The sequence below is a fragment of the Streptomyces longwoodensis genome (assembly GCF_001514125.1).
Taxonomy (GTDB): domain Bacteria; phylum Actinomycetota; class Actinomycetes; order Streptomycetales; family Streptomycetaceae; genus Streptomyces; species Streptomyces longwoodensis.
Map to the genome: position 1 here is coordinate 167018 of NZ_KQ948554.1, position 21469 is coordinate 188486.

19 protein-coding genes are annotated in these 21469 nt (G+C 70.5%); 15 read left to right on the forward strand and 4 right to left on the reverse strand.

What is annotated here, in order from left to right:
- The 3 genes from AQJ30_RS18580 to AQJ30_RS18590 all read left to right on the forward strand — a co-directional run.
- The coding region (locus tag AQJ30_RS18580) for a vitamin B12 dependent-methionine synthase activation domain-containing protein (RefSeq protein ID WP_281200942.1) at positions 1-1096 on the forward strand (1096 nt) is incomplete at its 5' end.
- A gap of 208 nt (positions 1097-1304) precedes the next feature.
- Positions 1305-2006, forward strand: coding sequence for an HAD family hydrolase (locus AQJ30_RS18585; protein WP_067235158.1), 702 nt, complete (start codon positions 1305-1307; stop codon positions 2004-2006).
- A 445-nt stretch (positions 2007-2451) separates the two neighbouring features.
- Positions 2452-4059 carry an ABC transporter substrate-binding protein gene (locus tag AQJ30_RS18590; RefSeq protein ID WP_067235160.1) on the forward strand — a complete coding sequence of 536 codons (1608 nt, stop codon included), beginning with the start codon at positions 2452-2454 and terminating at the stop codon, positions 4057-4059.
- Between the two features lie 89 nt (positions 4060-4148).
- Here AQJ30_RS18590 and AQJ30_RS18595 read toward each other — a convergent pair whose 3' ends face one another.
- Positions 4149-4820, reverse strand: a complete 672-nt coding sequence (locus tag AQJ30_RS18595; protein ID WP_067235162.1) for a response regulator — start codon at positions 4818-4820, stop codon at positions 4149-4151.
- Between the two features lie 14 nt (positions 4821-4834).
- Complete coding sequence (locus tag AQJ30_RS18600) at positions 4835-5791, reverse strand: RecB family exonuclease (protein ID WP_067235163.1); 957 nt, start codon at positions 5789-5791, stop codon at positions 4835-4837.
- A gap of 175 nt (positions 5792-5966) precedes the next feature.
- Here AQJ30_RS18600 and AQJ30_RS18605 point away from each other — a divergent pair, with 175 nt between their 5' ends.
- The 3 genes from AQJ30_RS18605 to AQJ30_RS18615 all read left to right on the forward strand — a co-directional run bounded on the left by AQJ30_RS18605 (position 5967) and on the right by AQJ30_RS18615 (position 9612).
- Positions 5967-7793: a site-2 protease family protein gene (locus AQJ30_RS18605; protein WP_067235165.1), complete on the forward strand. Its 1827-nt coding sequence runs from the start codon at positions 5967-5969 to the stop codon at positions 7791-7793.
- Positions 7794-7873: 80 nt separating this feature from the next.
- A complete protein-coding gene (locus AQJ30_RS18610; protein WP_067235167.1) occupies positions 7874-8776 on the forward strand; it encodes a tRNA (adenine-N1)-methyltransferase in 903 nt (300 codons plus the stop codon).
- A gap of 263 nt (positions 8777-9039) precedes the next feature.
- Positions 9040-9612, forward strand: coding sequence for a hypothetical protein (locus AQJ30_RS18615; protein WP_067235169.1), 573 nt, complete (start codon positions 9040-9042; stop codon positions 9610-9612).
- Positions 9613-9696: 84 nt separating this feature from the next.
- Here AQJ30_RS18615 and AQJ30_RS18620 read toward each other — a convergent pair whose 3' ends face one another.
- A complete protein-coding gene (locus AQJ30_RS18620) occupies positions 9697-10002 on the reverse strand; it encodes a ferredoxin (RefSeq protein ID WP_067235180.1) in 306 nt (101 codons plus the stop codon).
- A 244-nt stretch (positions 10003-10246) separates the two neighbouring features.
- On the opposite strand from AQJ30_RS18620, the gene arc reads away from it, so the two are divergent.
- The 6 genes from arc to prcA all read left to right on the forward strand — a co-directional run bounded on the left by arc (position 10247) and on the right by prcA (position 16409).
- Entirely contained in the window at positions 10247-12013 is a 1767-nt protein-coding gene (gene arc, locus AQJ30_RS18625; protein WP_067235183.1) for a proteasome ATPase, read from the forward strand.
- A 244-nt stretch (positions 12014-12257) separates the two neighbouring features.
- On the forward strand, positions 12258-13769 hold the full coding sequence (dop, locus tag AQJ30_RS18630; protein ID WP_342671632.1) for a depupylase/deamidase Dop: 1512 nt from the start codon (positions 12258-12260) through the stop codon (positions 13767-13769).
- A 198-nt stretch (positions 13770-13967) separates the two neighbouring features.
- A complete protein-coding gene (locus AQJ30_RS18635) occupies positions 13968-14186 on the forward strand; it encodes a ubiquitin-like protein Pup (RefSeq protein WP_067235773.1) in 219 nt (72 codons plus the stop codon).
- Positions 14187-14215: 29 nt separating this feature from the next.
- Positions 14216-14809 carry an endonuclease VII domain-containing protein gene (locus tag AQJ30_RS37010; RefSeq protein ID WP_079084140.1) on the forward strand — a complete coding sequence of 198 codons (594 nt, stop codon included), beginning with the start codon at positions 14216-14218 and terminating at the stop codon, positions 14807-14809.
- Positions 14761-15606 (forward strand): proteasome subunit beta, encoded by an 846-nt coding sequence (gene prcB / locus AQJ30_RS18640; RefSeq protein ID WP_067235188.1) that lies wholly within the window; start codon positions 14761-14763, stop codon positions 15604-15606. The genes AQJ30_RS37010 and prcB overlap by 49 nt, the downstream gene beginning before the upstream one ends.
- 59 nt (positions 15607-15665) lie before the next feature.
- Positions 15666-16409, forward strand: coding sequence for a proteasome subunit alpha (gene prcA / locus AQJ30_RS18645; protein ID WP_067235190.1), 744 nt, complete (start codon positions 15666-15668; stop codon positions 16407-16409).
- Between the two features lie 83 nt (positions 16410-16492).
- Here prcA and AQJ30_RS18650 read toward each other — a convergent pair whose 3' ends face one another.
- Complete coding sequence (locus tag AQJ30_RS18650) at positions 16493-17515, reverse strand: LacI family DNA-binding transcriptional regulator (RefSeq protein ID WP_067235193.1); 1023 nt, start codon at positions 17513-17515, stop codon at positions 16493-16495.
- Positions 17516-17659: 144 nt separating this feature from the next.
- Here AQJ30_RS18650 and AQJ30_RS18655 point away from each other — a divergent pair, with 144 nt between their 5' ends.
- The 3 genes from AQJ30_RS18655 (at position 17660) to AQJ30_RS18665 (ending at position 21450) form a co-directional block, all read left to right on the forward strand.
- Positions 17660-18919: an MFS transporter gene (locus tag AQJ30_RS18655; protein ID WP_067235196.1), complete on the forward strand. Its 1260-nt coding sequence runs from the start codon at positions 17660-17662 to the stop codon at positions 18917-18919.
- 9 nt (positions 18920-18928) lie between these two features.
- Positions 18929-20290 carry a Pup--protein ligase gene (pafA, locus tag AQJ30_RS18660; RefSeq protein ID WP_067235198.1) on the forward strand — a complete coding sequence of 454 codons (1362 nt, stop codon included), beginning with the start codon at positions 18929-18931 and terminating at the stop codon, positions 20288-20290.
- A gap of 155 nt (positions 20291-20445) precedes the next feature.
- Positions 20446-21450 (forward strand): FKBP-type peptidyl-prolyl cis-trans isomerase, encoded by a 1005-nt coding sequence (locus AQJ30_RS18665; RefSeq protein WP_067235200.1) that lies wholly within the window; start codon positions 20446-20448, stop codon positions 21448-21450.
- Positions 21451-21469 lie beyond the last annotated feature (19 nt).

The following is a 21469-nucleotide window of genomic DNA, read 5'->3' on the forward strand; positions in this document are numbered from 1 at the left end:
GGAGGAGCTCAACCAGCGCGGTCTCGCGGCCGACTTCCCGGTCATCCTCGGCGGTGCGGCGCTCACCCGCGCCTACGTCGAGCAGGACCTGCACGAGATCTACCAGGGCGAAGTCCGCTACGCCCGCGACGCCTTCGAGGGCCTGCGCCTGATGGACGCCCTGATCGGCGTCAAGCGCGGGGTGCCCGGGGCCAAGCTGCCCGAGCTCAGGCAGCGCCGGGTGAGGGCCGCCGCCACCGTGGAGGTCGAGGAGCGCCCGGAGGAAGGGCACGTGCGTTCCGACGTGGCCACGGACAACCCCGTGCCCGTCCCGCCGTTCTCCGGCACCCGCATCATCAAGGGCATCCCGCTCAAGGAGTACGCCTCCTGGCTGGACGAGGGCGCCCTGTTCAAGGGCCAGTGGGGGCTGAAGCAGGCCCGCACCGGTGAGGGACCGACGTACGAGGAGCTCGTCGAGACCGAGGGCCGGCCCCGGCTGCGCGGTCTGCTGGACCGCCTCCAGACGGACAACCTGCTCGAGGCGGCCGTCGTCTACGGCTACTTCCCGTGCGTCTCCAAGGACGACGACCTGATCGTCCTGGACGAGCGGGGCAACGAGCGCACCCGCTTCACCTTCCCGCGCCAGCGCCGCGGGCGCCGGCTGTGCCTGGCCGACTTCTTCCGCCCCGAGGAGTCGGGGGAGACGGACGTCGTCGGCTTCCAGGTGGTCACCGTCGGCTCGCGCATCGGTGAGGAGACCGCCCGGCTGTTCGCCTCGAACTCCTACCGCGACTACCTGGAGCTGCACGGGCTGTCCGTGCAGCTCGCGGAGGCCCTCGCCGAGTACTGGCACGCCCGCGTGCGCGCCGAGCTGGGCTTCGCCGGGGACGACCCCGACGAGATGCAGGGCATGTTCGAGCTGAAGTACCGCGGCGCCCGCTTCTCCCTGGGCTACGGCGCCTGCCCCGACCTGGAGGACCGCGCCAAGATCGCCGAACTCCTGGAGCCCGAGCGGATCGGCGTCCACCTGTCGGAGGAGTTCCAGCTGCACCCCGAGCAGTCCACCGACGCCATCGTGATCCACCACCCGGAGGCGAAGTACTTCAACGCCCGCTGAGGGCGCGAGCGGGGCCGACCTCTGAGCCCGCGCTGAAGCCGTCCGCCGGAGCGCGTGCTCGAGCCGCCCTCGACGTCCGCTCCGGGAACGGCGGAGCGGTTCGGGCGGACAAGGCGTTCCGTCGCCGGACGTCGTACACTGGTCGGTCCACCGAAGGCCGGTTCCCCGCGCGGGAACCGGCCTGCTCGTCCCTTCAGGAGGTACGTGGATGACCAGCACGGTCCCCGCGCTCGACACCCGGTCGGCCGAGGGTTCGGCCCTCCAGGCCGTGTTCCTCGACATGGACGGCACCCTGGTGGACACCGAGGGCTTCTGGTGGGACGTCGAGGTCGAGGTCTTCGCCCGTCTCGGCCACACCCTGGACGAGTCCTGGCGCCATGTCGTGGTGGGCGGTCCCATGACCCGCAGCGCGGGGTTCCTCATCGAGGCGACCGGCGCCGACATCACCCTCCCCGAGCTGAGCGTCCTGCTCAACCAGGGCTTCGAGGAGCGCATCGAGACGGCCCTGCCGCTGATGCCCGGAGCCACCCGGCTGCTCGCCGAGCTGGCCGAGCACCAGGTGCCCACCGCCCTGGTCTCCGCCTCGCACCGGCGCATCATCGACCGGGTGCTGGCCTCGCTCGGCCCCCAGCACTTCCGGCTCAGCGTGGCCGGTGACGAGGTGGCCCGCACCAAGCCGCACCCGGACCCCTACCTGCGCGCCGCCGCCGGACTGGGTGTCGACCCGGCCCGGTGCGCCGTCGTCGAGGACACCGCCACCGGCGTCGCCTCGGCGGAGGCCGCGGGCTGCCACGTGGTCGCCGTGCCGTCCGTCGCCCCCATCGCCCCGGCCGCCCGGCGGACCGTGGTCAGCTCGCTGGAAGAGGTCGACCTGACATTCCTGCGCGGCCTGATGACGCAAATGCGGTAGGCGTTCACCCAGCGTGCACCGCCGTTAGCCCCGGCGCCCGCCAACGGTTAGACGAGGAATTCGGCGCGCCCCCGCCGGGGGAATTCCGATCTTCGTCGCAGGCCGAATTCCGCTCCCCGGCCCCGCCGCCCCGAGATGTGACGTTTCCCACGCCGTGACGCGTCGACAGGCGGGTCCGGATGTGCTCTGCATCCCCGTTCGGGGCATCTGGGCGCGCCCTTGTGTCCCGATTGGTAGACGGCTGCACTAATCCTTCCGCTGGCGCGTTTTCGGTCCGTCCGCGCCCGGTTCCGCTCAGTGATGGGCTTTCAACTCCGCCACGGGCGGGGGTCCGTGACGGTGCCGACTAATCTCATCGCGAGAACCTCGCACCTACCCCCGTGTTCCGCCGCGACACCCCTGCATGCCGGATACACGGACCCGAACGCTCTGGAGAAACTCGAGCATGAACCGCAAGAATCTGGTGCTGCCGGCCGTCGTCGGTCTGCTCGCGCCCGTGCTCGCCGCGTGCGGCGGGTCCGACAGCGGCAGCGGAGGCGGCAACGCCATCGTGGTGGGCACCACCGACCGGTTCACGGCTACCAAGGACGCCCCCGCGCCCCTCGACCCGGCCTACGCCTACGACGTCGGCTCGTGGAACATCCTGCGCCAGACCGTGCAGACCCTGATGACCCTGCCCAAGGGCGACGGCCAGCCGGTCCCGGAGGCCGCGGAGAGCTGTGGCTTCACCGACACCGGCAACGAGCGCTACGCCTGCAAGCTGCGCGACGGCCTGAAGTTCTCCAACGGTGACGCGATCACCGCCGCGGACGTGAAGTTCTCCATCGAGCGCGCCCGGACCATCAAGGCCGACACCGGTGTCTTCGCGCTCATGTCGACCGTCGACACCATCGAGACCCAGGGCGACCGCGAGGTCATCTTCCACCTGAAGACGGCCGACGCCACCTTCCCGTACAAGCTGTCCACCCCGGTCGCGGGCATCGTCAACCCCGACGACTACGCCAAGGACAAGCTGCGCGACGGCTTCGCGGTCGACGGCTCGGGCCCGTACACGCTGAAGGCCGAGACCGACGGCGACGAGATGACCCGCGCCGTGTTCACCAAGAACCCCCACTACAAGGGGACGCTGAAGGTGAACAACGACAAGGTGGAGATGGCCTCCTTCGCGGACGCCGACACCATGGGCAAGGCCCTGGACAAGGGTGACATCGACGTCATGACCCGCAGCATGACGCCCGCCCAGGTCGACAAGCTGTCCGCCCCGAGCTCCACCGACAGCAAGGTCGAGCTGGTGGACGTCGCCGGACTGGGCATCCGCTACCTGGCGTTCAACACCGAGGCGCCGGAGGTGGAGAGCAAGGCCGTCCGCGCCGCCATGGCCCAGGTCATCGACCGCAGCAAGCTCGTCACCGAGGTCTACGGCACCCAGGCCGAGCCGCTGTACTCGCTGGTCCCCGCCTCCGTCGCCGGCCACACCAACGCCTTCTACAACAAGTACGGCGACCCGAGCGTCGCCAAGGCCAAGGCGCTGCTGCAGAAGGCCGACATCAGCACCCCGGTGAAGCTGACGCTGAACTACACCACCGACCACTACGGTGCCGCCACCAAGCAGGAGTTCGAGGTCCTGCAGAAGCAGCTCAACGACAGCGGGCTGTTCGACGTCACCATCAAGGGCACCGCCTGGGACGCGTTCATCCCCGCCGAGCGCAAGGGCGAGTACGCCGTCTACGGCATGGGCTGGTTCCCCGACTTCCCCGACGCCGACAACTTCCTGGCGCCGTTCCTCGACAAGGACAACACCCTCAACTCGCCGTACTCCAACAGCAAGATCATCAACACGCTGATCCCGGAGTCCCGCCGCGAGACGGACCGCGCCTCGGACAAGAGCCTGACCACGATCCAGGACATCGTCGCCGACGACGTCCCGATCCTCCCGCTGTGGCAGGGCAAGGAGTTCGTCGCCGCCCGCGACGACATCACCGGCACCGCCTACGTGCTGAACTCGGCCTCCTCCCTGCAGCTCTGGGAGCTCGGCCGGGGCGTCAGCGAGTAGTCACCGCACACCGGCAAGCGAAGGGGCGGTCCCCCTCCCTCGGGAGGGGGACCGCCCCTTCGCTTGCCGTGCCCTTCGCCCCCGGCCGCCTACTGCGCGCCGGGACGCACCAGCCCGCTCTCGTACGCGTACACCGCGGCCTGCACCCGGTCCCGCAGACCCAGCTTGGTCAGCACGTGCCCGACGTGCGTCTTCACCGTGGTCTCGCTGACGAACAGGTCGGCGGCGATCTCGGCGTTCGACAGGCCGCGCGCCACCAGCTTCAGCACCTCGACCTCACGGTCGGTCAGGGTGTGCAGCGTGTCCGGCACCGGCTCCTCACCCGAGGGGAGGTGGGTGGCGTACTTGTCGAGCAGCCTGCGCGTGATGCTCGGCGCCAGCATCGCCTCACCACCGGCCACCACCCGGATGGCCTGCACCAGTTCGTTGGCCGGCGCGTCCTTCAGCAGGAAGCCGCTGGCACCGGCGCGCAGCGCCTCCACCACGTACTCGTCGAGGTCGAACGTGGTCAGCACGAGTACCTTCGCCGGGCCGTTGCGCTCCGGGCCGGTGATCTGACGGGTCGCCTCGACGCCGTCCATCCGGGGCATCCGGATGTCCATGAGCACCACGTCGGGCTGCAGGGCCCGCACCTGGTCGAGGGCCTGCAGACCGTCACCGGCCTCGCCCACGACCGCGAGGTCCTGCTCCGCCTCCAGGATCATCCGGAAGCCCGTACGCAGCAGGGGCTGGTCGTCGACCAGTAGGACGCGGATGGCCACGTGTGTCTCCTTCGCTAGTCCGGCCCCATTCTGCCCTGCGGGCCGGTGCCGGACTCGGGCGCCCTCGCCGGGGGCGGGCCGTCGGCCCCGGCCCCGGCCGACCGCACCGGCAGGGGGTAGGGCGGGGGAGTGCCGCCGAACTCCGGGCAGTGCTCCCGGTGGTCGCACCAGCCGCACAGCTTCGTCGGGCGCGGCCGCCAGTCCCCGGTCTCCGTCGCCTGCCGGATCGCCTCCCACAGCGCGAGCAGCTTGCGCTCCACGCGCTCCAGGTCGGCGAGGACCGGGTCGTACGTCAGGACGTCGCCGCTGCCCAGGTACACCAACTGCAGCCGCCGCGGCACCACCTGCTTCAGCCGCCAGACGACCAGGGCGTAGAACTTCATCTGGAACAGGGCGCCTTCGGCGTACTCCGGGCGGGGCGCCTTGCCCGTCTTGTAGTCGACGATGCGCACCTCGCCGGTCGGCGCCACGTCGACCCGGTCGATGATGCCGCGCAGCCGCAGCCCCGAGTCCAGCTCGGTCTCCACGAACAGCTCCCGCTCGGCCGGCTCCAGACGGGTCGGGTCCTCCAGGCTGAACCAGCGCTCGACCAGCCCCTCGGCCTCCGTGAGCCAGCCCGCCAGCCGCTCGCCCTCCGGGTCGTCCGCGAACAGCTCCGTCAGCTCCGGGCGGCTCTCGCGCAGCCGGTCCCACTGGCCCGGGATCAGCGACTTGGCGCGCGGCGCGGTCCGCTCCGCCGCCGGCGCGTCGAACAGCCGCTCGAGCACCGCGTGGACCAGTGTGCCCTTCGTCGCCGCCGGGCTCGGCTTCTCCGGCAGCCGGTCGATCACCCGGAAGCGGTACAGCAGCGGGCACTGCATGAAGTCACCCGCGCGCGACGGGGACAGCGACGTCGGCGGTGTGGCCACGGCCGGCGCCGGGGCGTCCCGCACGGCCGGTGCTGTCGTCACGTCCTCGCTGCTGCTCTCCATGACCACAGACCTTACGGCCCACCACCGACAGTCACCCCGTCCCGCCCCCACGGACCACCTCCCGCCCCGGGAAACACAGGGGTGCGGGGCGGAACACGCCGCGACGGCCGCATACCATCGGTCCGAGACCCTTCCGCACGGCAGGCGCGGAAGGCGCTGCGAACGAGGGGACACCGTGGTGGAAAGCGGCGGGAGCGGGCGGCCGCGCCCGGCCAACGAGGAGCGGGCCGAGCAGGCGACGGAGCCCACGGCTCCGCACTCCGGCACGCCCTCGCACCCGGAGCCGCCCACCGAGGTACCCACCGCCCGGCCCCACGAAGGCGACGAGGACCGGTCGACGGGGGCGCAGGACTCCGCACGAGACGACCGGCAGCCCGACGAGCCGGCCCCGGAGACCCAGCCGGAGGCCCCGGTTCCGGCGCGGGAGCCGACCGCTGGGCCGGCACCCGGTCCAACGCCCGAGCCGACCGCCGGGCCGGCACCCGGTCCGAAGCCCGAGCCGACACCCCCGACCGGCGCCGCCCCCTCCGACCCCGGCCCGAAGACCCTCTCCGCCCCGGAGCGCGCGGCCCCCTCGGCCCCCGCCGCCCCGCACGCCGGCCACGGCACGGACCACTCCGGCGCCCACCGCACCGAAGCGGGCCCGCCCCACCCCGACCGCGGCACGGACCACCCCGGCGCCCACCGCACCGAGGCCGGCACCCCCCACCCCCACGCCGACCACCACCCGCGCACCCTCGCGCACACCGAAGGCACCCCGGCGGCCCCCGGAGCCCCCGGGACTCCCGCCACCCCGGCCGCCACCACCTCCTCACCCGCCTCCCCGCCCCGCCCGCCACAGCGCCCCCCGGAGCCCCGGGGCGGACTGCTGATGGGGCGGCCGTTCGGCGTCCCGGTCTACGTGGCGCCCAGCTGGTTCCTCGTCGCCGCGCTGATCACCTGGGTCTTCGGCGGACAGCTGGAACGCGTCCTGCCCGACCTCGGCGCCGCCCGCTACCTGGTCTCCCTCTTCTTCGCGGTCGCCTTCTACGCCTCCGTCCTCATCCACGAACTCGCGCACACCGTCGCCGCGCTCCGCTTCAAGCTCCCGGTCCGCCGCATCCAGCTCCAGTTCTTCGGCGGCGTCTCCGAGATCGAGAAGGAGGCCGAGACCCCGGGCCGCGAGTTCGTCCTCGCCTTCGTCGGCCCGCTGCTCTCCCTCGTCCTCGCCGGCGTCTTCTACCTCGCCATGAAGCCCGTCGAGCCCGGCACGGTCCCCGGCGTCCTGCTGGCCGGTCTCATGGTCTCCAACCTCATCGTCGCGATCTTCAACCTGCTGCCCGGCCTCCCGCTCGACGGCGGCCGCATGCTCCGCGCCGTCGTCTGGAAGCTCACCGGCAGGCCGATGACCGGCACCGTCGCCGCCGCCTGGGTCGGCCGCGCCCTCGCCGTCGCCGTCCTGATCGGACTGCCGCTGCTCACCCAGTCCGGCGCCCTCGGCTCCAACGCCGAGGACAGCGTCGGCATGGACACCGTCACCGACGCCCTGCTGGCCGCCATCCTCGCCGCGATCATCTGGACCGGCGCCGGCAACAGCCTGCGCATGGCCCGCCTGCGCGAACACCTCCCCGAGCTGCGCGCCCGCAACCTCACCCGCCGCGCCGTGCCCGTCGAGACCGACACCCCGCTCTCCGAGGCCCTGCGCCGCGCCAACGACGCCGGCGCCCGCGCCCTGGTCGTCGTCGACCCCCACGGCGAGCCCCTGTCCCTCGTGCGCGAGGCCGCCATCGTCGGCGTACCGGAGCACCGGCGCCCCTGGGTGGCCGTCAGCGGCCTCGCCCAGGACCTGACCGACGGCATGCGCGTCTCCGCGGAACTCGCGGGGGAGGACCTCCTGGACGTCCTGCGCGCCACCCCCGCCACCGAGTACCTCGTCGTCGAGGAGACCGGCGAGATCTACGGTGTGCTGTCCGCGGCCGACGTGGAGCGCGCGTTCGTCCGCGCCATGGCCCGCCCCAGCTGACCCCGCCCGCCCCACGGCGCGGGGCCGCCCGCGCGGACACCGTGGTCGGCGGGCCCCGCAAACGCCGGTAGGCTGGTCACATGTCCGAACCGACCGGTGCCGCCCGCAGGCGCGGGCCCTTCAAGGTCGGGGACCAGGTACAGCTGACCGACCCCAAGGGCCGCCACTACACGTTCACGCTCGAGGCCGGGAAGAACTTCCACACCCACAAGGGTTCCTTCCCGCACGACGAACTGATCGGTGCTCCCGAGGGCAGCGTCGTCCGCACCACCGGGAACGTCGCCTACCTCGCGCTGCGCCCCCTGCTCCCCGACTACGTCCTGTCCATGCCCCGCGGGGCAGCCGTCGTCTACCCGAAGGACGCGGGGCAGATCCTCGCCTTCGCCGACATCTTCCCCGGCGCGCGCGTCGTCGAGGCCGGCGTCGGCTCCGGCTCGCTCAGCAGCTTCCTGCTGCGCGCCATCGGCGACCAGGGCATGCTGCACAGCTACGAGCGCCGCGAGGACTTCGCCGACATCGCCCGGCAGAACGTCGAGCGCTACTTCGGCGGCCCCCACCCCGCCTGGCAGCTAACCGTCGGCGACCTCCAGGACAACCTGAGCGACAGCGACGTCGACCGCGTCATCCTCGACATGCTCGCCCCCTGGGAGTGCCTGGAGGCCGTCTCCAAGGCGCTCGTGCCCGGCGGCATCCTCTGCTGCTACGTCGCCACCACCACCCAGCTGGCCCGCACCGTCGAGTCCATCCGGGAGATCGGCTGCTTCAACGAGCCGACCGCCTGGGAGACGATGATCCGCAACTGGCACATCGAGGGCCTGGCCGTCCGCCCGGACCACCGGATGATCGGCCACACCGGCTTCCTGCTCACCGCCCGCCGCCTCGCGGACGGCGTCGAGCCGCCCATGCGCCGCCGCCGCCCCGCCAAGGGCGCCTACGGCGAGGACTACGCAGGCCCCAACGCCGACGGGGGCATGGGCCGCTGAACCCGGCCCGGACCATCGGCGCCCCACTCCACACTCAACGCACGACCGCCGTGGCCGCGTTCCCCGCACCCGCCGGGAACTCGGCCACGGCGCCGTCGTCTTGGGGTGACGGCCCGGCGCCGCGCCCCGCCCCCACCCGCGCGTGCCGTCCCGACCCCGCGCTCCATGTCCGACGGACCGTGACCCCGCCGTTCCCCCGGCCTGTGACGTGTGGCACGATGCTGGCCACCCCCACCGGCACAGCCCTCACGGAGACACACCTAGTGCAGCACTCCGCCGTTCCGGAACTGGCCCACACCCACACCAGGCCCATCCACTGGCTCGCGACCGCCACCGCCGTGGCCGGCGTCGTGGCCCTCTCCTCCGTGGTCCAGCCCGGACCCGCGACCGCGGCCCAGGCCCCCGGCCCGCGCACCGCAGCGGCACCCGTCGCCGCCCCCGCCACCACCGGCGTCGACTTCCCCCTGGAGTGCGGCCCCGTACGGGCCCTGGTGCAGCGCAAGGCCAGCGGCGACCTCGACGGCGACGGCCGGCCCGAAACCGTGGCCGTGGTCCACTGCGACGCCCCCATGGGCACCCCGCCCGATGCCCTCTACGTCCTCACCCGGGGCGCCGGCGAGGAGACCGCACGCGTGGTCGCCACCCTCATCGACCCCCGGGAACGCAGGACGGTCACGCGCGTGTCCGTCACCGACGGCGCCGTACGCGCCTCGTACCTCGGCTACTCGACGGCCGACGTGCCCAGTTGCTGCCCCGACGTCAAGGACACCGCCCAGTGGCGGTGGAAGGACGACCGGTTCGTCCGCTCCACCCCGGCCGGCGCCCACAGCGTCTGAAACCACGCGCCTCGCACCACGCACCGCGCTGTGAGAAATCAGACAGCGCACCCACCCCGCACACCCGCGTCCGTCACCCCGACGTCACGCCACGTCCGGGCCGTAGACCTCCACCTTGTCCGAAACGCGCCGCACGTGGATGCACTCGCCCGGACACTCCTTCGCGGAGTCCACCACGTCCGTGAGCAGCGGCAACGGCACCCGAGTCGTCGCCCCCGGATCCTGCAGCAGCTGGTCGTCCGCGGTCTTGACGTACGCCAGACCGTCGATGTCCAGCTCGAAGACCTCCGGCGCGTACTGGGCGCAGATGCCGTCACCGGTACACAGGTCCTGGTCGATCCAGACCTCCAGCGCCTCGCCGTCGACCGACGCCTCCTGCTGCACGCTCATGTCTCCCTGCCGTTTAGTGCCGAGCCGCCTGGGAACGATGCAGGCTCTGACGGGTGTTGAACACTTCGACCCTACCTGGGGCAGCTTTCCAACCGTGTTCGATGGGTATTCCCCTGGCGTGAGGGAGAGCGCAAGGGTGAAGATCGGACACACCCCGACCGTCTTTGTGATCTAGGGGTTTCAATCGACACCCACCCAGGTAGGGTCTGGAAGCGTCCAGCTCCCCTTGGAGGAGGTGAGGACCGTGGCAGCCCACGACGACGACATGAACCGCGGCATCCGCCCGGGACGCGGGTCCGACGACCCGGCCGGGCAGATCGCCTACCTTGAGCAGGAGATCGCCGTCCTGCGACGCAAGCTCGCCGACTCTCCGCGACACACGAGGATTCTCGAAGAGCGGATCGTCGAGCTGCAGACCAATCTGGCCGGCGTGTCCGCACAGAACGAGCGACTGGCCAACACGCTCCGTGAGGCCCGCGACCAGATCGTGGCCCTCAAGGAGGAAGTCGACCGGCTCGCCCAGCCACCGGCCGGCTTCGGCGTCTTCCTCGCCGCCAACGAGGACGGCACCGCCGACATCTTCACCGGGGGCCGCAAACTCCGGGTGAACGTCAGCCCCGGCGTCGAGCTCGAAGAACTGCGGCGCGGCCAGGAAGTCATGCTCAACGAAGCGCTCAACGTGGTCGAGGCCATGCAGTACGAGCGCGTCGGCGACATCGTCACCCTCAAGGAGATCCTCGAGGACGGCGAGCGCGCCCTGGTGCTCGGGCACACCGACGAGGAACGGGTGGTACGGCTCGCCGAGCCGCTGCTGGACGTCACCATCCGCCCCGGCGACGCCCTGCTCCTCGAACCCCGCTCCGGCTACGTCTACGAGGTCGTGCCCAAGAGCGAGGTCGAGGAACTCGTCCTCGAAGAGGTCCCGGACATCGGCTACGAGCAGATCGGCGGCCTGGGCAACCAGATCGAAGCGATCCGCGACGCGGTCGAGCTCCCCTACCTCTACCCGGACCTGTTCAAGGAGCACGAACTGCGCCCGCCCAAGGGCGTCCTGCTCTACGGCCCCCCCGGCTGCGGCAAGACACTGATCGCCAAGGCCGTGGCGAACTCCCTCGCCAAGAAGGTCGCCGAAGTCACCGGCCAGGCCGCCGGCAAGAGCTTCTTCCTCAACATCAAGGGCCCCGAGCTGCTCAACAAGTACGTCGGCGAGACCGAGCGGCAGATCCGCCTGGTCTTCCAGCGGGCCCGCGAGAAGGCCAGCGAGGGCACCCCCGTCATCGTCTTCTTCGACGAGATGGAATCCCTCTTCCGCACCCGCGGCTCCGGTGTCAGCTCGGACGTGGAGAACACCATCGTCCCCCAGCTGCTCGCCGAGATCGACGGCGTGGAAGGCCTCCAGAACGTGGTCGTGATCGGCGCCTCCAACCGCGAGGACATGATCGACCCCGCCATCCTGCGCCCCGGCCGCCTGGACGTGAAGATCAAGATCGAACGTCCGGACGCCGAAGCCGCCAAGGACATCTTCGGCAAGTACCTCACCCAGCGCCTCCCCCTGCACGCCGACGACCTCGGCGAGCACGGCGGCGACAAGGGCGCCACGGTCCAGAACATGATCCAGACCGCCGTAGAACACATGTACGCCGAATCCGAGGAGAACCGCTTCCTGGAAGTCACCTACGCCAACGGCGACAAGGAAGTCCTCTACTTCAAGGACTTCAACTCCGGCGCCATGATCGAGAACATCGTGGGCCGCGCCAAGAAGATGGCGATCAAGGACTTCCTCGAGAAGAACCAGAAGGGCCTCCGCGTCTCCCACCTCCTCCAGGCCTGCGTGGACGAGTTCAAGGAGAACGAGGACCTGCCCAACACCACCAACCCCGACGACTGGGCCCGCATCTCCGGCAAGAAGGGCGAGCGCATCGTCTACATCCGGACACTCATCACCGGAAAGCAGGGCGCCGACACCGGCCGCTCCATCGACACGGTGGCGAATACCGGACAGTACCTGTAACACCAAGGGCGGCTGCGGGTGCCCTCACGGGGTACCCGCAGCCGACGCTTTTCCCCGGCCACGGCCGGAACAAGGCGAGCAAGGCAATGACGCAAATGATCTCCCCACCAGCGCAAAGGCGTTCTAGGCTCTTCCGTACCGCCGGGTCGCGCAGTGCGGGGACGGGCACCGCACGGGCACCGGAGCACCAGCGGTACTTGAGCGGCGCCCACGACCGAGGGTGCCGCCGGGCAAGGAGGGCCGCATGACCGTACGGCGAGTAATGGGCATCGAGACGGAGTACGGAATCTCCGTCCCCGGCCACCCCAACGCCAATGCCATGCTCACCTCGTCCCAGATCGTCAACGCCTACGCGGCGGCGATGCACCGGGCCCGCCGGGCCCGCTGGGACTTCGAGGAGGAGAACCCGCTGCGCGACGCACGGGGCTTCGACCTCGCCCGCGAGGCCGCCGACTCCACCCAGCTCACCGACGAGGACATCGGGCTGGCCAACGTCATCCTCACCAACGGCGCACGCCTCTACGTCGACCACGCACACCCCGAATACAGCGCCCCCGAAGTCACCAACCCGCGCGACGCCGTCCTCTGGGACAAGGCCGGCGAACGGATCATGGCCGAGGCCGCCGAACGCGCCGGACAGCTCCCCGGCGCCCAGCCCATCCACCTCTACAAGAACAACACCGACAACAAGGGCGCCTCCTACGGCACGCACGAGAACTACCTGATGAAGCGGGAGACCCCCTTCTCGGACATCGTGCGCCACCTCACGCCCTTCTTCGTCTCCCGCCAGGTCTTCGCCGGCGCCGGTCGCGTCGGCATCGGCCAGGACGGCCACGAACACGGCTTCCAGCTCAGCCAGCGCGCCGACTACTTCGAAGTCGAAGTAGGCCTGGAGACGACCCTCAAGCGCCCCATCATCAACACCCGCGACGAACCCCACGCGGACGCCGAGAAGTACCGCCGCCTGCACGTCATCATCGGCGACGCCAACCTCTCGGAGATCTCCACCTACCTCAAACTGGGCACCACCTCCCTGGTCCTGTCCATGATCGAGGACGGCTTCATCGCGGTCGACCTCGCCGTCGACCAGCCCGTACGCACCCTCCACCAGGTCTCGCACGACCCCACCCTCAAGCGCCTGGTCACCCTGCGCAGCGGCCGCACACTCACCGCGGTCCAGCTCCAGATGGAGTTCTACGAGCTCTCCCGCAAGTACGTCGAGGAACGCTACGGAGCCGACGCCGACGACCAGACCAAGGACGTCCTCGCCCGCTGGGAGGACACCCTCACCCGGCTCGAGAACGACCCCATGAGCCTCGCCGGCGAACTCGACTGGGTCGCCAAGCGGGAACTCATGGAGGGCTACCGGCGCCGCGACGGCCTCGACTGGGACGCCGCCCGGCTCCACCTCGTCGACCTCCAGTACGCCGACGTACGCCCCGAGAAGGGCCTCTACAACCGCCTGGTGGCCCGCGGACGCATGAAACGGCTCCTGGACGAGACTGAGGTCGAGCGGGCCGTCACCAAGCCGCCCGAGGACACCCGCGCCTACTTCCGCGGCCGCTGCCTGGAGCAGTACGCCGACGACGTCGCGGCCGCCTCCTGGGACTCCGTGATCTTCGACCTGCCGGGCCGGGACTCCCTCCAGCGCGTCCCAACCCTCGAACCGCTTCGCGGAACGCGAAATCACGTCAAGGAGCTCCTCGACCGCTGCCGCACCGCGGAAGACCTGGTCAGGGTGCTGTCGGGCAACTGAGGGGGTACTCGGCCGGACCCCGGCCCGGGGGTGGAAACCCCGGCGCCAGGGAATCATCGAGGTGGTCCCCACGCGGTGCAGTACGTTGCACCAACTGCGGGGCCGATGTCGGACCCGGCTTGTAGGGTCTGATCATCACCGATCGGCAGGAAAGCCGACCTGTCGACCATGTGGGGCGAACTGAGCGGGGTGAGGGTTATGGCGACCAAGGACACCGGCGGCGGGCAGCAGAAGGCCACGCGGTCCACGGAGGAGGTCGAGGAGCAGGCGCAGGACGCGCAGGCGACGGACGACCTCAAGGAACGCCACGAGAAGCTGAGCGACGACGTCGACTCCGTTCTGGACGAGATCGACGACGTCCTCGAGGAGAACGCCGAGGACTTCGTTCGAAGCTTCGTTCAGAAGGGTGGCCAGTAACCTTCGAATCGAAGGTGTCGGGGGCGGGCTTGGCTAGGGATGAGGGTGCGAAGCGCTGCTCGCGGTGCAAGGAGTTCAGACCGCGAGCAGCCTTCGCCGCCAACAAGGCGACCCGTGACGGGTTGCAGGCCTACTGCCGCGCATGCTGGTCGGAATACCACCAGGCTCGGCAACTGGCCAAGGGCAAGAATGTCCGGCCCAGGGTGCAGACACCCGAAGGGCACAAGTTCTGTCGCGGCTGCGGGGAGGTCAAGCCGTACAGCGAATGGCACCGCAACGCGACAGCGTCGGACGGCCTCGCCACGTGCTGCAAGGCATGTAAAGCCGCGCGTGGAAGACAGGGGCACCTCAAGCGTCGATACGGAATGACCGAGGCCGAACGCGACGCGATGATCGCGTCGCAAATGGGTCTCTGCGTGATCTGTTTGAAAGCCCCTGCCGTACATGTGGATCACTGCCACAGGACGGGTAAGGTCCGTGGCGTACTGTGCTTCAACTGCAACTCGGCCATCGGCAAGCTGGGGGACGACCCCGATGCCATCCGTCGAGCCGCTGCCTACCTGGAAGGAACCTCGTGGAAGCCAACTCTCGTGGCACCGGGCGTCTACCAGCTGCCTTCCTGACGCCTGGGTCGGCCTCGTTCATGGACTTCCTGTCCGAGCACCAGCCGGAGTTGCTGCCCGGCAACCGGCAACTGCCGCCCACGCAGGGTGTGATCGAGGCGCCGCACGGCACGACGATCGTGGCCGTGACGTTCCCCGGCGGTGTGGTCCTCGCCGGTGACCGCCGGGCCACGATGGGCAACGTCATCGCCCAGCGCGACATCGAGAAGGTGTTCCCGGCCGACGAGTACTCGGCGGTGGGCATCGCCGGCACCGCGGGCCTGGCCGTGGAGATGGTGAAGCTCTTCCAGCTCGAGCTGGAGCACTTCGAGAAGGTCGAGGGTGCGCAGCTGTCCCTGGAGGGCAAGGCGAACCGTCTGTCGACGATGATCCGTTCCAACCTGGGCATGGCCATGCAGGGCCTGGCCGTGGTGCCGTTGTTCGCCGGTTTCGACGTGGACCGGGCCAAGGGCCGGATCTTCTCGTACGACGTGACGGGTGGCCGTTCCGAGGAGCACGGTTACGCGGCGACGGGTTCGGGTTCGATCTTCGCGCGCGGTGCGATGAAGAAGCTGTTCCGTGACGACCTCAGTGAGGCCGAGGCCACCACGCTGGTGGTGCAGGCCCTGTACGACGCGGCCGACGACGACTCGGCGACGGGTGGTCCGGACGTCGCGCGCCGGATCTACCCGATCGTCACCGTGATCACCGAGGACGGTTTCCGCCGGCTCACCGACGACGAGTCCTCCGCGATCGCCCGTTCGATCCTGGAGCGCCGGCTGGAGCAGCCGGACGGCCCGCGGGCCGCCCTGCTGTAGCCGGCCGCCGTTTTGCGCCAGGTGATCCAGTGACTTCCACAGAAAGGGACGGATAGCCGGTGTCGACGCCGTTCTATGTCTCACCCCAGCAGGCGATGGCGGACCGCGCGGAGTACGCGCGCAAGGGCATCGCCCGTGGCCGCAGCCTGGTCGTGCTCCAGTACGCCGACGGCATCGTGTTCGTCGGCGAGAACCCGTCCCGTGCGCTGCACAAGTTCAGCGAGATCTACGACCGGATCGGTTTCGCGGCCGCCGGCAAGTACAACGAGTACGAGAACCTGCGGATCGGTGGTGTCCGGTACGCCGACCTGCGGGGTTACACGTACGACCGGGACGATGTGACGGCCCGGGGTCTGGCCAACGTGTACGCCCAGACGCTGGGCACGATCTTCTCCTCGGCGGCCGAGAAGCCGTACGAGGTGGAGCTGGTCGTGGCGGAGGTCGGGGAGACGCCGGAGGGTGACCAGATCTACCGGTTGCCGCACGACGGGTCGATCGTGGACGAGCACGGTTCGGTCGCGGTCGGCGGGAACGCCGAGCAGATCAGCAGTTACCTGGACCAGCGTCACCGGGACGGCATGAGTCTGGCGGAGGCGTTGAAGCTGGCGGTGCAGGCGCTGTCGCGTGACACCAACGGTTCCGAGCGGGAGATCCCGGCGGAGCGGCTGGAGGTGGCGGTGCTGGACCGTACGCGTCCGCAGAAGCGCAAGTTCAAGCGGATCGGCGGGGCGCAGTTGTCGCGGTTGCTGCAGTCGGGTGGGCCGTCGACCGAGGCGGAGAGCTCTTCGGACGACGACGACTGATCCGTCGGGGCGTCCGCGTCCCGTGCTCGGCGAGTTCGCCCTGTCCGTGCCCCGGCCGACCTTCCGGCCGGGGCACGGGGCGTTCAGAAGGGGCTGGGGGCGGCTGTGGAGCCGCGGACGACGAGTTCGACGGGGATGTCGCCCTGGTCGGGCGTGCGGCCGTCCAGGACGGCGAGGAGGGCGTGCATGCCGTGTTCGCCGAAGCGTTCGGCGTCGAGGCGGATGGTGGTGAGTTCGGGGTCGAGGGCGGTGGCGAGGGCGATGTCGTCGACGCCGGTGACGGAGACGTCGTCGGGGACGCGCAGTCCGCGGCGGCGGAGGGCCTTGTAGACGCCGGCGGCGAGTTTGTCGTCGTCGCAGACGACGGCCGTGGGCCGTGGGCCGGGGGTGTCGAGGGCGGTCTCGGCGGCGGCGAGGGCGCCTTCGATGGTCATGGGGGTGCCGGCGGTGCGGAGTGTGGTGCCGGGGACGGCGCGCAGGCGGGTAGCGAGTTCCCGGGCGCGGACGTCGAAGGTCCAGGAGGGGATGTCGGCGGCCACGTGGAGGAAGTGGCGGTGGCCGAGTGCCAGCAGGTGGTCGGCGACCTGGCGGGTGCCGTCGGCGATGTCGAGGTTGACGGTGGCGGCGCCGAGGCTGCCGTGGGGGTCGCTGTCGAGCATGACGAGGGGGAGCTGGTCGCCGCGGATGGCGGTCAGGGCGTCGGCGGCCATGGAGGAGGCGAGGACGCCGTCGAGTGCCGCCCGGGCGGAGGCGAAGGGGTCGCGGGCGGGGCCGATGCCTTCGGGGGAGGGGTAGAGGACGACGCCGAAGCCGTGGTCGGCGGCGACGCGGGCGGCGCCGGTGTAGACGCCGGCGAAGAACTCGGTGGTGAGGGCGGGGACGACGAGGAGGACGGTGCGGGTGCGGCCGAGGCGCAGGTTGCGGGCGGCGAGGTTGGGCCGGTAGTCGAGGCGGCGGGCCGCTTCCCGGACGCGTTCGGCGGTGGTCTCGGAGACGCGTCCGCGCCACTTGTCGCCGAGGACGAGGGAGACGGCCGCTTGGGACACTCCTGCCGCCTGGGCCACGTCACGGCTGGTGGGGCGCGCGCTGGTGCTACCTCGTGCCACCGTGGGCCTGCTCTTTCGTGTGGACTGGTGAACAGCGCACATGGTACGTATGGACGGTCTAGTTATACGTAAAACCTGACGTACGTGGAACCTCGTGGGTGCGGTCGCCGCCGCAGCCCCGCCCAGCCGACGGAGGCGCACAGCATGGCCGCGGGATACCTGGAGATCCTCAGGGCGCGACACGCCGCGCGCCTGCTCGCCGGCACCCTGGTGGGGCGGCTGCCGAACGCCACCGCCGCGATCGCCGTCGTGCTGTTCGTGCGGGCCGAGGGCGGCGGCTACAGCCTCGCGGGCGCCCTGGCGGCGGTGTACGGGGTCGCCAACGCCGTGGGCCAGCCGGTCCTGGGCCGGCTGGTGGACCTGCACGGCCAGCCGCGGGTGCAGTTGCCGGCCGCGCTGGCCTCGGCCCTCGCGATGGCCGTCTTCGCGTTCACCGGCCTGGACCCGCTGCCGCCGGCCTACGTCGCGGTCGGCGCGGCCGGGCTGTTCACGCCGCCGCTGGAGGGCGGTCTGCGGGCGCTGTGGCCGTCGGTGCTGCGCCGTGAGGACCAGGTGCACACCGCGTACGCGATGGACGCGATCGCCCAGGAGGTGATGTTCACGGTCGGGCCGCTCCTGGTCACCCTGTGCGTGTCCCTGTGGTCGGCCGGGGCGGCGCTGCTGGTGCTGAACGTCCTCGGGGTGCTCGGCGCGCTCTCGGTGGTGGTGTCGGCGCCCTCGCGCGCGTGGCGGTCGGCGCCTCGTGAGGCGCACTGGCTGGGCGCCCTGCGCTCGCCGGGCCTGCTGGTGCTGCTGGGTGCGTTCCTGTTCATCGGGATGGCGCTGGGGTCCATCACGGTCGCGTCCGTGCCGTACGCGGACGACCACGGCGGCGACGCGGTGTACGGCTGGCTGATGGCCGCGCTGGGGTTGGGCGCGCTGCTGGGCGGCTCGGTGTACGGGGCGCGGACCTGGCCGGGGGCGCCGGAGCGGCGACTGCGGGTGCTGGTGGCGCTGCTGGCGGTGTGTTACCTGCCGCTGATGCTGATGCCGGGTGCCGTCGCGATGGTGGCGCTCACGGCGCTGGCCGGGGTGTTCCTCGCGCCGGCCATCGCGTGCGCATTCGTCATCGTGGACCGGCACGCGCCGAGCGGCACGGTCACGGAGGCGTTCTCCTGGCTGGTGACGACGTTCACCGTCGGCGCGTCGGTGGGGACGGGCGTGGCCGGTCCGGTCGTCGAGGGGGGCGGGGCCCAGTGGGGTTTCGCCGTGCCGGGTGCGGCGGGTGCCGTGTCGTTGCTGGTTTTGGTCGCCGCCGGACGGGTAATGGCGGCGCCCGCTGTTCACGCGGTGGTCGCGGGGTCATCGGAAAATGATCCGAACCGTGCCGTCGAACCCCGTTTCAGCTCGGGGGATCGGGCGTAATGTTCAGTCATGGACCGCCGCATTTTCGGGCTGGAGAACGAGTACGGCGTCACGTGTACGTTCAGGGGACAGCGGCGCCTGTCTCCCGACGAGGTGGCGCGGTACCTCTTCCGCCGTGTCGTGTCATGGGGCCGCAGCAGCAATGTGTTCCTGCGGAACGGCGCCCGCCTGTATCTCGACGTGGGCTCCCATCCTGAATACGCGACACCCGAATGTGACAACGTGATCGAACTGGTCACTCACGACAAGGCCGGCGAGCGCATTCTTGAGGGGCTGCTGGTCGACGCGGAACGCCGCCTGCACGAGGAGGGAATCGCGGGCGACGTCTACCTCTTCAAGAACAACACCGACTCGGCCGGCAACTCCTACGGCTGCCACGAGAACTACCTGGTGGCCCGGCACGGGGAGTTCTCCCGGCTGGCGGACATCCTCATCCCGTTCCTGGTGACCCGGCAGCTGCTGTGCGGCGCCGGCAAGGTGCTGCAGACCCCGCGCGGTGCGGTGTACTGCGTGAGCCAGCGCGCCGAGCACATCTGGGAGGGCGTCTCCTCGGCGACGACCCGTTCGCGGCCGATCATCAACACGCGGGACGAGCCGCACGCCGACGCCGAGCGCTACCGCCGGCTGCACGTGATCGTCGGTGACTCGAACATGTCCGAGACGACCATGCTGCTCAAGGTCGGTGCCACCGACCTGGTGCTGCGCATGATCGAGGCGGGCACGGTGATGCGCGACCTGACCCTGGAGAACCCGATCCGGGCGATCCGCGAGGTCAGCCACGACATCACGGGCCGGCGCAAGGTGCGCCTGGCCAGCGGCCGCGAGGCCTCCGCCCTGGAGGTGCAGCGCGAGTACTACGAGAAGGCCGTCGACTTCTGCGAGCGCCGCGGCATCCGCACCGGCACGGTGGAGCGGGTGCTGGAGCTGTGGGGCCGCACGCTGGACGCGATCGAGGCGGAGGACCTCGACCGGATCGGCACCGAGATCGACTGGGTGATCAAGTACAAGCTGCTGGAGCGGTACCGCGCCAAGCACAACATGACGATGTCGCACCCGCGCGTGGCGCAGATAGACCTCGCCTACCACGACATCCACCGCCGTCGTGGGCTGTACTACCTGCTGGAGAAGAAGGGCCAGACGGCGCGGATCTGCGACGACTTGAAGATCTTCGAGGGCAAGTCGGTGCCGCCGCAGACCACTCGGGCCCGGCTGCGCGGCGACTTCATCCGGCGGGCGCAGGAGCAGCGCCGGGACTTCACGGTCGACTGGGTCCACCTGAAGCTGAACGACCAGGCGCAGCGGACCGTGTTGTGCAAGGACCCGTTCCGTTCGGTGGACGACCGGGTGGAGAAGCTGATCGCCGGAATGTGAGCCGGACGCGGGTCCGGACCGCGCACTGCGGGGGACGTCCGCAGATGAGTTCGGAACGCAACACGGGCGCCGTACGTTTCCCGTACGGCGCCCGTCCCACGCCGTAGAGTTGCGCGCACGCCATCACAAGATCGACCGATTACGAGGCCCCCACCGTGCGCCGACGCTCCCTCATCCTCGCCGCCGTCCCCGCTGGACTGGTCACGCTCGCCGGCTGCGGCGACGACAAGTCCGACCAGAGCAAGGCGAGCGACAGCGCGTCGCCGTCCGCGTCGCAGACGTCCGCCGCGCCGGCGCCGAAGATCGTCGACGGGCCGCTGCCGGCCATCACGGCGGGCACGAAGTTCGGTGAGAAGCCGACCGTCGCCAAGGGCAGCGGCACGCCGTCCGACCAGCTCGCCGTGAAGACGGTGATCGCGGGCGGCGGGAAGACCGTCGCGGAGAACGACTACGTCCAGGCGAACTACCTCGGCCAGGTCTGGGACACCGCGAAGGTGTTCGACAACTCCTACGACCGCAAGACGCCGCTGGTCATCCAGCTCGCCGCGGGCAGCATCATCGACGGCTGGCGGTACGCGCTCACCGGCAAGAAGACCGGCAGCCGGGTGGAGTTCTCCGTCCCGCCCACCTGGGGCTACGGGGCGCAGGGCAACGCCCAGGCGGGCATCAAGGGCACCGACACGCTGGTGTTCGTGGTCGACCTGCAGGAGACCTTCAACTCCAAGAGCTCCGCCAAGGGCAAGGACGTCCCGCAGACCGACGCCAAGCTGCCCGAGGTCGGCACCAACACCGACGGCAAGGCGCCCTCCGTGGAGGTGCCCAAGACGGACCCGCCGAAGGGCCTCGTCGCGAAGTACGTCATCGAGGGCGACGGCGACGTGGTCGCGGCGGACAACAGCGTGCTGGTGCAGTACAAGGGCGTGGTGTGGGACACCGGCAAGGAGTTCGACTCGACGTACGCCCGGGGCGCGCTGACGTCGTTCGGGCTCCAGCAGGTCGTCAAGGGCTGGGCGCAGGGCCTGACCGGCAAGAAGGTCGGCAGCCGCGTCCTCATCGTCATCCCGCCGTCGCTGGGCTACGGCGACCAGCCGCCGGCCGGCAGCGGCATCGAGAAGGACTCCACGATGGTGTTCACCGTCGACATCCTCGCGAAGATGTGACCGTGCGGGGATGCGAGAC